Here is an 8,998-nt window from a genome sequence, read left to right on the forward strand (position 1 = left end):
CTCAAGAGGCTTTAGAGCCTATGATACATGGAGTCCTTGTCCCTCTTTCGCTTTTTGTAGTTTTAACTCTAATATAAACTAATTTTTTGCAGGAGTTAATGGATAAAGAATTAGAAGTTCTAAAAGAAAGATTAAAGTTCCAAACAGAATTACTTAAACTTCTTACCGCCTTGTTTGCTGCCAACGCTGGAGGAATCGCAGGAATTATGTTTAAGCTTAAAAATCCTATAAGCATTCTCCTTTTAATCTTGGGCTTGATTACTCTTTTAGGATTTATACTTGCTATATTTAGAGTTGGCATCGCCATTGAAAACACTTTTAGGGAGTTGGAGAAATGGAAACACTTATAATATTTATATCGGGATTTCTTTTACTTATTTCCCTTTTACTTGTTGCTTATAGACTTTCAAAACTCGCAGAAGAAATATAACCCCCAGAGCAGGGGGTATGTAAAACTACCTTTCTATCCAGTAGTTAGGTGCTTCCTTCGTGATAATTACATCGTGAACGTGAGATTCTTTTAACCCTGCAGAAGTTATCCTTACAAACCTCGCCTTCTTCCTCATCTCTTCTATGTTGGCTGCACCACAGTAACCCATTCCGGCTCTCAAACCACCTACAAGCTGATGAATCGTATCGGCAAGAGGTCCTCTATAAGGAACCATTCCCTCAATTCCTTCTGGAACAAGCTTCTTCTCTTCAACTTCAGACTGGAAGTATCTGTCCTTGCTTCCTTTCTTCATAGCACCCAAAGAGCCCATACCCCTGTAAACTTTATAGCTTCTGCCCTGATAAAGAATCAACTCACCTGGTGATTCTTTCGTTCCCGCAAACAGGCTACCTATCATTACAACTCTTGCACCGGCACCGATAGCCTTGGCGATGTCACCGGAAAACTTGATACCGCCGTCAGCAATGATGGAAACGTCATACTTATCGGCAACTTCAGCACAGTTCATAACAGCAGAAAGCTGAGGAACGCCTACGCCTGCAACTATCCTTGTCGTACAGATAGAACCAGGACCAATACCAACCTTAACAGCATCAGCACCTGCCTTTATCAGCGCCTCTGTCGCCTCAGCTGTTGCAACGTTACCAGCTATTACATCAACATCAGGGAATAAACTTTTAATCTTTTCAACCATTGATATAACGCCTTTAGAATGACCGTGCGCAGTATCTATCACTATAACGTCTGCACCTGCTTCTATAAGCGCCTCTGCTCTCCTTACAGCTTCCTCTCCAACGCCAATGGCAGCACCTACCATAAGCCTTCCAAGTTCATCCTTGCAGGCATTAGGATATTTTTCTTTCTTCTCTATATCCTTTATCGTAATAAGCCCCTTCAAGTAGCCGTTCTCATCAACAACAGGTAATTTCTCTATCTTGTACCTGTGAAGAATCTCCTTGGCTTCTTCAAGAGTCGTTCCAACAGGAACAGTTTTAAGGTTTTCTTTTGTCATAACGTCAGCAATTTTCTTTGAAAAGTCCTTAACAAACCTTATATCTCTGTTGGTTATTATGCCTACCAACTTACCTTCATCGTTAACAACCGGAAGACCAGAAATCTTATACTTCTTCATCAAGCTTTCAGCTTCGGCTATCGTCTGCTCCGGCTTAACGGTAACAGGCTTCACAATCATCCCGCTTTCAGAACGTTTAACTCTATCAACTTCTTCTGCCTGTTCCTCTATACTCATATTTTTATGGATAATTCCAATACCCCCTTCCCTTGCAATTGCTATTGCAAGTTCAGATTCTGTAACGGTATCCATAGCAGCACTCATAATTGGTATGTTGAGGGTAATCTTTTTGGTAAGCTTTGTCCTAACATCAACTTGAGTAGGAAGAACTTCAGAATAGTTGGGAACTAAAAGAACGTCATCAAAAGTGAGAGCTTCCTTTATCTCTCTCTGTGGCATATTTTCCTCCTTGAAACGCTTTTGTGAATTATATTTTTCCTGTTAGAATTGGGCAAGTTATAATTAAGAAATCTTTCTCATTTAAGGAGGCTCTCTTGTCCGAAAAGAAGCTCTGGGGCGGTAGATTCAAGGAATCAACAGACAAGTTAGTTGAACAATTTACAGAGTCTGTCTCTTACGACAAGAGACTGGCTTTAGTTGATATAGCAGGCAGCATCGCCCACGCGGAAATGCTTAGAAAACAAGGAATATTAACGGAAGAGGAAGCAGAAAAAATCATAAATGGACTCAAAGAGATACAGAAAGAGATAGAAGAAGGAAAGTTTGATTGGAAGGTTGAATACGAAGATGTTCACATGAACATAGAAAAAAGGTTGACAGAAAAAATAGGACCTGTCGGCGGTAAGCTGCACACGGCACGCTCAAGAAACGACCAGGTAGCAACAGACGTAAGGCTTTACGTGAGGAATGAAGTAAAAGAAATTCTTAATCTCCTGAAAGAACTTAGAAAAGCCTTTGTAGAGCAAGCTGAAAAACACCTTGACGTCGTTATGCCCGGATACACCCACCTTCAGATAGCCCAGCCTGTTCTCTACTCACACCACATGCTTGCATATTACCAAATGTTTAAAAGAGATGCCGAGAGGTTTGAAGATAGTCTGAAGAGAATCAACGTTTCGCCGCTCGGCTCAGCTGCGCTTGCAGGAACGAGCTTTCCTCTTGACAGAGAATATACGGCAAGATTGCTGGGCTTTGAAGATGTAACAAAAAACAGCCTTGACGCCGTAAGCGATAGAGACTTCGTGGCAGAAACGATTTTTAACTGCGCAATGGTAATGATGCACCTTTCAAGGCTATCTGAAGAGTTAATCCTCTGGTCAACTGATGAGTTTAACTTTATTGAACTACCCGACGCTTACTGCACCGGTAGCTCAATAATGCCCCAGAAGAAAAATCCAGACGTCTCAGAGCTAACGAGAGGAAAAACGGGCAGAGTTTACGGTGACCTTATAGCTATTTTAACGATACTGAAAGGACTTCCTTTAGCCTACAACAGAGACATGCAGGAAGACAAAGAACCTCTATTTGACGCCATTGATACGGTGAAACTTGCACTGAAAGTTAACATCGGCGTTGTCAGGAACATGAAACCAAAAGCTGAAAGGATGAGGGAGCAGGCGAGGAGGGGATTTTCATTAGCAACAGACGTTGCTGACTATTTAGCTAAAAAAGGTATCCCATTCAGAGAAGCCCACAGAATAGTAGGAGAATTGGTTGCATACTGCCTTGAAAACAAAAAAGGGCTTGAAGATTTATCCCTTGATGAATTTAAAAAGTTTTCAGATGCTTTTGAAGAAGACGTCCTCTCTCTAATGAGCGTAGAAGGTTCAATAAACAGCCGCAACGTTACAGGCGGAACAGCAAAGCAGCAGGTAGAAAAGGAACTACAGCAAATCAAAGAGGAAGAAGGATTTGAGTAGAAAAGAAGAGTGGTTTAAATTGGCTTTATACGACTTAGAAACGGCAAAAGCTATGTTGGAAACAGGAAGGTATCGCTACGTTCCTTTCATGTGCCAGCAAGCAATTGAAAAAGCTTTAAAAGGAATAATTTCCGAAAAAATGAACCCTCCAAGAATCCACAACCTTGTCAGGCTTAGTAATCTTGTTGGGGTTAAGCTATCTCCTGAAGAAACTTTAATGTTAGATAAAATTTCTTCTTTGTATATCCGTATACGGTATCTTTCCACAGAAACCATTTCTCGCTTTAGTGCAGAGAAATACCTAAAATTTACGGAGGAACTGTGCCAGAAATTATTGAAAGAAGCAAAGTGATTGAAATCCTGAGGAAATTCACGAAAAAACTACTTTCTACGAACATTCTTCCTGTAAAGGAAATTTATCTTTTCGGCTCTTACGCTTACGGTAATCCTGACGAGTGGAGCGATATAGATGTTGCCATTTTGATAGACCAGAACTACGACTTTGAAAAATTAATAGAGATAGAGGCAAGAATACGTCAGTTAGCCAGAAATTTTGACTCACGAATAGAACCTCTTATTTTCACAGATGACTCTTTAGGACTTATTGAAAACGAAGTAAAAAAAGGAATCCGAATCTATCCGGAGGTTTAGATGATAACCTTTGAACCACAATTTTTCACCGAGAGAAACAGAGAAATAGACGACGGAACTTTAAGAGCAATAGCAAGAGAAGTCAGAAAAGACATCTTAAAAATGACAACAAACGCAAACTCTGGTCATCCTGGCGGTTCTATGTCCGCAGCTGACATCATAGTTACCCTCTACTACTACAAGATGAGGCACAACCCAGAAAATCCAAAATGGGAAGAACGAGACCGTTTCGTCTTATCCAAAGGTCACGTGTGTCCGGCTCTCTATTCCGTTTTAGCAAGAACGGGTTACTTCCCGCTTGAAAAGCTAATGGAGTTCAGAAAGTTAGGTGGTATGCTTCAAGGACATCCCAGCATGGATACAACCCCCGGAATAGAGATAAGCACCGGTTCTTTAGGACACGGAATTGGCGCAGCAGTAGGCATGGCTCTTGCTCTGAAGTTAGATAAAAGCGACAGTAAAGTTTACTGTATGGTAGGAGATGGTGAAATCCAGGAAGGTAGCGTCTGGGAAGCAGCAATGTCAGCATCTCACTACAACTTAGATAATCTAATAGTAATCGTTGACAATAATAACCTTCAAATAGACGGTCCTGTTGATGAAGTCATGTCTATCTATCCGACAATGGAAAAGTGGAAGGCATTCGGCTGGCATACGATAGAGATTAACGGACACGACTTTAAGGAAATTAAAGAAGCCCTTAATGAAGCAGATAACGTTAAATACAAACCCACAATGATTTTAGCTAAAACTGTTAAAGGAAAAGGCGTTTCATTCATGGAAAACAGAGCCGAATGGCACGGAAAAGCTCTATCTCCAGAACAGCTAAAGGAAGCTCTTAAAGAATTAGGAGAGCTGTAAGACTTTCAGGAGGAAACAATGGAAAAGGTTAGTTTAAGAGATGCCTACGGAGATACGTTAGTTGAATTAGGCAAAAGAGATGAAAGAATTGTCGTTTTAGATGCTGACCTTTCCGGCTCTACAAAAACAGCAAAGTTTGCCAAAGTTTTTCCGGAAAGGTTTTTTAATATGGGAATTGCTGAAATCAACATGATGAACGTTGCAGCAGGGCTTGCAGCAAGCGGAAAAATCCCCTTCGTCAGCACCTTCGCCATCTTCGGCACAGGAAGAGCCTGGGAGGCAGTCCGCCAATCCATCTGCTACCCCAAACTCAACGTCAAAATCGTTTGCACCCACGGCGGCATAACGGTAGGAGAAGACGGCGCAAGCCACCAGGCGTTAGAAGATGTAGCAAACATGAGGAACATCCCGAACATGACCGTTATCGTTCCTGCAGACGATATAGAAACAAAGCAGGTGATAGAAAAAGTCGCCTACACCGATGGTCCTTTCTACGTTCGCCTAACAAGAGAAAAGTTCCCGAGAATCTTTGACGAAAATTACAAATTTGAAATAGGAAAAGGGCACGTTCTAAGAGAAGGGGAAGATGTAACGATAATAACTAACGGCGTCATGACCTCTTTTGCCCTTTTAGCCGCAGAAATGCTGGAAAGAGAAGGAATATCTGCAGAAGTTATCCACATGCCAACAGTTAAACCAATAGACAAAGAGCTAATCGTTAAATCAGCAACGAAAACAAAAGCCGTAGTTACAGCCGAAGAACACTCCATAATCGGTGGACTCGGCTCTGCAGTAGCAGAAGTATTAGTAGAGAACTGCCCTGTTCCTATGGAAAGGCTTGGAACGCCAGACGTATTCGGACTCTCAGGTAAAGGCTGGGAACTACTGCACTACTTCAAATTGGATGAAAATGGCATAATTGAAAAAGTAAAAAAAGTCCTTGAGAGGAAAGAAAAATGAAAAGAGGCATAAAGCTAACCGTATTTTTCATTCTTACATCAGTGTTTTTGTTCTCTCTTGCAAAAGTTTCACTTTCAGCTTCTGTTAACTTAAAAGCTTCCTCTCCTACAGAACTTGACTACGTGAGACTCTTTACAGAAGCCTACCAGTTAGTAAAAGAAAAGTACGTTGACCCGGTGACTCCAAAAAAACTTTTTGAAGGCGCAATTCAAGGTATGCTCTCAAAACTTGACCCTCACTGCACTCTCTTTACTCCTGACAAACTGAAAGAATTTGAGGTAGAAACTACCGGGGAGTTTGGCGGACTTGGCATTCAGATAACGAAAACAAAAGATGGAAAGTTACTGATAATTGCGCCCATTGAAGATACACCTGCCTACAGGGCTGGGATAAAACCTGGAGACATCATAGTAAAGATAAACAACAAAGAAGTAACCCCCGACATGACCCTCATGGATGCTGTAAAACTCATGAGAGGAAAGCCTGGAACGAAAATAACGATATGGATATGGAGAAAAGGCTGGAGCGAGCCTAAGCCATTTACGATAACGAGAGCGATAATAAAAATCAGAAGCGTTAAATACAGAATACTGCCAGGAGACATTGGATATATAAGGTTTACAATGTTCCAGAGAACTTCTGTGGATGAGTTCAAAAAAGCCCTTGAAGCGCTGGAAAAGGATAAGAACTTAAAAGGAATTATCGTTGACGTCAGGAACAATCCAGGAGGGCTTTTAGATTCTGCCGTAGCAATCAGCGATTACTTCCTGCCAAAAGGTGCGCTCATCGTCTATACGAAGGGAAGAATTCCCGAAAGCATTAAAAAATATTACTCTACCCACAAACCCATTGTTCCTCTCAACGTTCCCGTTGTTATGCTTGTTAACGGAGGAACTGCCAGTGCCGCCGAAATCCTCACAGGTGCCTTGAGATACAACGACAGAGCAATAGTTGTAGGAGAAAAAACGTTCGGTAAAGGCTCCGTTCAAACGCTCTATCCGTTAGATATGGGCTACGCCATAAAGATAACAACCGCTAAGTACTACATGCCAAATCACAAGTGCATTGACGGCAAAGGAATAGAACCGGATATAGTAGTTAAACTCTCAAAAAGCGACATAGAAACCCTTAAAAAAGAATTCAAAGAGATTGAAGAACACCCTGAGAAAACAGAAGAGATTAGAAAGGAAAGGGAAAAACGTTTAGATGCCCAGATAAAGAGAGCGATAGAAGTCATCAAAGAGTTTCATCTTATTCAGCAGATGATGAAAGCGGAGGCTAAAAAGGCTGCGTAACGTTTACACTATACATGGATGGAGTTTTACTCCTTTAGTTTGGAAAGAAACGATACTCGCGAACGCCAATCACATAGCTCTCCCCGGTCACGGGGAGAGTCCTTATAAGTCAACGAACTTAATTCAACTATCGTTAGAGATAGGCAAAGACTTACCTCATCAGATAACCTTAATAGGATGGTCTTTAGGGGCCACTCTTGCAACGCTAATAGCTTCTCAATTCCCCCAAAAAGTAGAAAAGCTAATTCTTATAGCTCCAACACTAAAATTTATGCCGCTATCTCAACCGGAAGTTGTAGTCAAAAGATTTCTAAAAAAACTTAACAACAATTTCTTCTCTGGAATTACCTATTTCAGACAAATCTGCGGAGCAAACCTGAATAATGTTCAACTGTTAAAGGAAGAGAAAGCAAGAGAGTTGCTAAAATCTTACGTCTATTTTTCTTTAAGCCCTTACGTGAAAAACTTTCCTGTTAAAACGGTAATCGCAGTAGGCGAAGAAGATAACGTAACTGGTTTGATAGGTGCTTACAAACTATTTAATGAAATGAATAATTCCAAATTAATTATCTATCCTAAAGAAGACCATTTCTCAATTTTAAGAAGATTGGACAGCCTGCTTTAGCTTCTCTACTATTTCTGGTTCATCAAGCTCAAAATTTGCCTTTTCTTCAGAATCTAAAAGAATAAGAGCAGTCTTTTCTCCCGAAAAAATAACTATGCCCAATAGTTTTTCACAGGTAAAAGTTAAATAGTTGAAGTTCATGTTGCTCATTTCTTCCTTTAAGTCTTTATAAGTCTTCACAATTTTCTCTATTTCACCTTTAGTCAGGCTTAAGTTATTAATTTCTACTTCTTCGTTTATAGCAACGAGCTTTACCGAATTCCTACTAAAAAAACTCAAACAAACTTCTGTAACTGCCCCTTCTTTCTTCTCAAAAAACTCCTCTACTTCAACCTCAGGTTCAGTAAATTCTTTTTCTCCTTCCAAAAGAGATAAAAGTTCAAACTGATCAATATCTACATTACTCTCTATTGTTCCCTCTAAAGGCTGAAGCTCAATATCTTTAACTTCTCGTGATGCTTCCATTATCTTTTTTACCGCTTCTCTTCCCTCTAAAAGCTCTCCCTCATAGGTTAGTTCAGCAAAAACTATCTTCCCACCTTGAATGGCAACAATTCCTCTGCCATTTTCAATTTCAAACTGCAGAAACCACTTACTTCTTGCACCAAGAAGGTTCATAAGAACTTCTTCAAAACTCATTACTTCTCCTTAGAAAGGAATCGGTCAAACTTTTTACTCACCTCATAAAGCCACGAAAGTAACTTATTAAGAGTTCTATCCGTAGAGTAGTTTCCAGACAATTCTGGGTCAACGATGTAGATTAAAAATATCTCCTTTTTTTCAGAAAATCCCCTCACAATAAACACCGTCTCTCTCGTACTCATCTGATAGATAAGCGTTCTCGGTGGTTCAAACCCTCCAACTTTCAAACCGGGAGAAGCCTTCTCGTGAAACTTTGATGCCGTTTGAAACAACTTTATAGCGTAAGGATATATCCTTTCAACGTTGTAGTTTGAGTTCCTTTGCTTCGAAAAAACCTTAAGTCCATCAGAAGTAAATATTGCCGTAGCTATCCAACCAGAATTTTCTATCTCTTCCGAAGCAGCTTCTAAGAACTCCCTTATATTTTTAGGCTTCTTCTCTTTTTTGAGAAAAAACATAACTATCTCTCCTGCAAAAAATTAGTTTATATTAGAGTTAAAACTACAAAAAGCGAAAGAGGGACAAGGACTCCATGTATCATAGGCTCTAAAGCCTCTTGAG

The 8,998-nt window shown here is 40.4% G+C and carries 11 protein-coding genes; 8 read left to right on the forward strand and 3 right to left on the reverse strand.

The window, feature by feature from the left end; all coding sequences use genetic code 11:
* Positions 1-98: 98 nt before the first annotated feature.
* Positions 99-350 carry a hypothetical protein gene (locus QOL23_RS08400; protein WP_283401143.1) on the forward strand — a complete coding sequence of 84 codons (252 nt, stop codon included), beginning with the start codon at positions 99-101 and terminating at the stop codon, positions 348-350.
* A 105-nt stretch (positions 351-455) separates the two neighbouring features.
* On the opposite strand, the gene guaB is transcribed toward QOL23_RS08400, so the two are convergent.
* Positions 456-1,922 carry an IMP dehydrogenase gene (gene guaB, locus QOL23_RS08405; protein ID WP_283401144.1) on the reverse strand — a complete coding sequence of 489 codons (1,467 nt, stop codon included), beginning with the start codon at positions 1,920-1,922 and terminating at the stop codon, positions 456-458.
* A gap of 95 nt (positions 1,923-2,017) precedes the next feature.
* Between guaB and argH the strand changes: the two genes are divergently transcribed.
* The 7 genes from argH to QOL23_RS08440 are packed head-to-tail and all read left to right on the forward strand — an operon-like array spanning position 2,018 to position 7,795.
* Entirely contained in the window at positions 2,018-3,403 is a 1,386-nt protein-coding gene (gene argH / locus QOL23_RS08410) for an argininosuccinate lyase (RefSeq protein WP_283401145.1), read from the forward strand.
* Positions 3,396-3,755, forward strand: coding sequence for a HEPN domain-containing protein (locus QOL23_RS08415; protein ID WP_283401146.1), 360 nt, complete (start codon positions 3,396-3,398; stop codon positions 3,753-3,755). The genes argH and QOL23_RS08415 overlap by 8 nt, the downstream gene beginning before the upstream one ends.
* The gene (locus QOL23_RS08420) at positions 3,725-4,054 is read left to right on the forward strand and encodes a nucleotidyltransferase domain-containing protein (protein ID WP_283401147.1); all 330 of its coding nucleotides are present in this window, start codon (positions 3,725-3,727) and stop codon (positions 4,052-4,054) included. Before QOL23_RS08415 ends, QOL23_RS08420 begins: the two co-directional genes overlap by 31 nt.
* Positions 4,055-4,915 carry a transketolase gene (locus tag QOL23_RS08425; protein WP_283401148.1) on the forward strand — a complete coding sequence of 287 codons (861 nt, stop codon included), beginning with the start codon at positions 4,055-4,057 and terminating at the stop codon, positions 4,913-4,915.
* An 18-nt stretch (positions 4,916-4,933) separates the two neighbouring features.
* Positions 4,934-5,875, forward strand: coding sequence for a transketolase family protein (locus tag QOL23_RS08430; protein WP_283401149.1), 942 nt, complete (start codon positions 4,934-4,936; stop codon positions 5,873-5,875).
* Positions 5,872-7,170, forward strand: a complete 1,299-nt coding sequence (locus QOL23_RS08435; RefSeq protein WP_283401150.1) for a S41 family peptidase — start codon at positions 5,872-5,874, stop codon at positions 7,168-7,170. The genes QOL23_RS08430 and QOL23_RS08435 overlap by 4 nt, the downstream gene beginning before the upstream one ends.
* Before the next feature lie 10 nt (positions 7,171-7,180).
* A complete protein-coding gene (locus QOL23_RS08440; protein WP_283401153.1) occupies positions 7,181-7,795 on the forward strand; it encodes an alpha/beta fold hydrolase in 615 nt (204 codons plus the stop codon).
* On the opposite strand, the gene QOL23_RS08445 is transcribed toward QOL23_RS08440, so the two are convergent.
* Positions 7,769-8,434 (reverse strand): hypothetical protein, encoded by a 666-nt coding sequence (locus QOL23_RS08445; protein WP_283401151.1) that lies wholly within the window; start codon positions 8,432-8,434, stop codon positions 7,769-7,771. The genes QOL23_RS08440 and QOL23_RS08445 overlap by 27 nt on opposite strands.
* Positions 8,434-8,895, reverse strand: a complete 462-nt coding sequence (locus QOL23_RS08450; protein WP_283401152.1) for a hypothetical protein — start codon at positions 8,893-8,895, stop codon at positions 8,434-8,436. Before QOL23_RS08450 ends, QOL23_RS08445 begins: the two co-directional genes overlap by 1 nt.
* Positions 8,896-8,998: the final 103 nt, after the last annotated feature.

The organism is Desulfurobacterium pacificum, from assembly GCF_900182835.1.
GTDB lineage: Bacteria > Aquificota > Aquificia > Desulfurobacteriales > Desulfurobacteriaceae > Desulfurobacterium_B > Desulfurobacterium_B pacificum.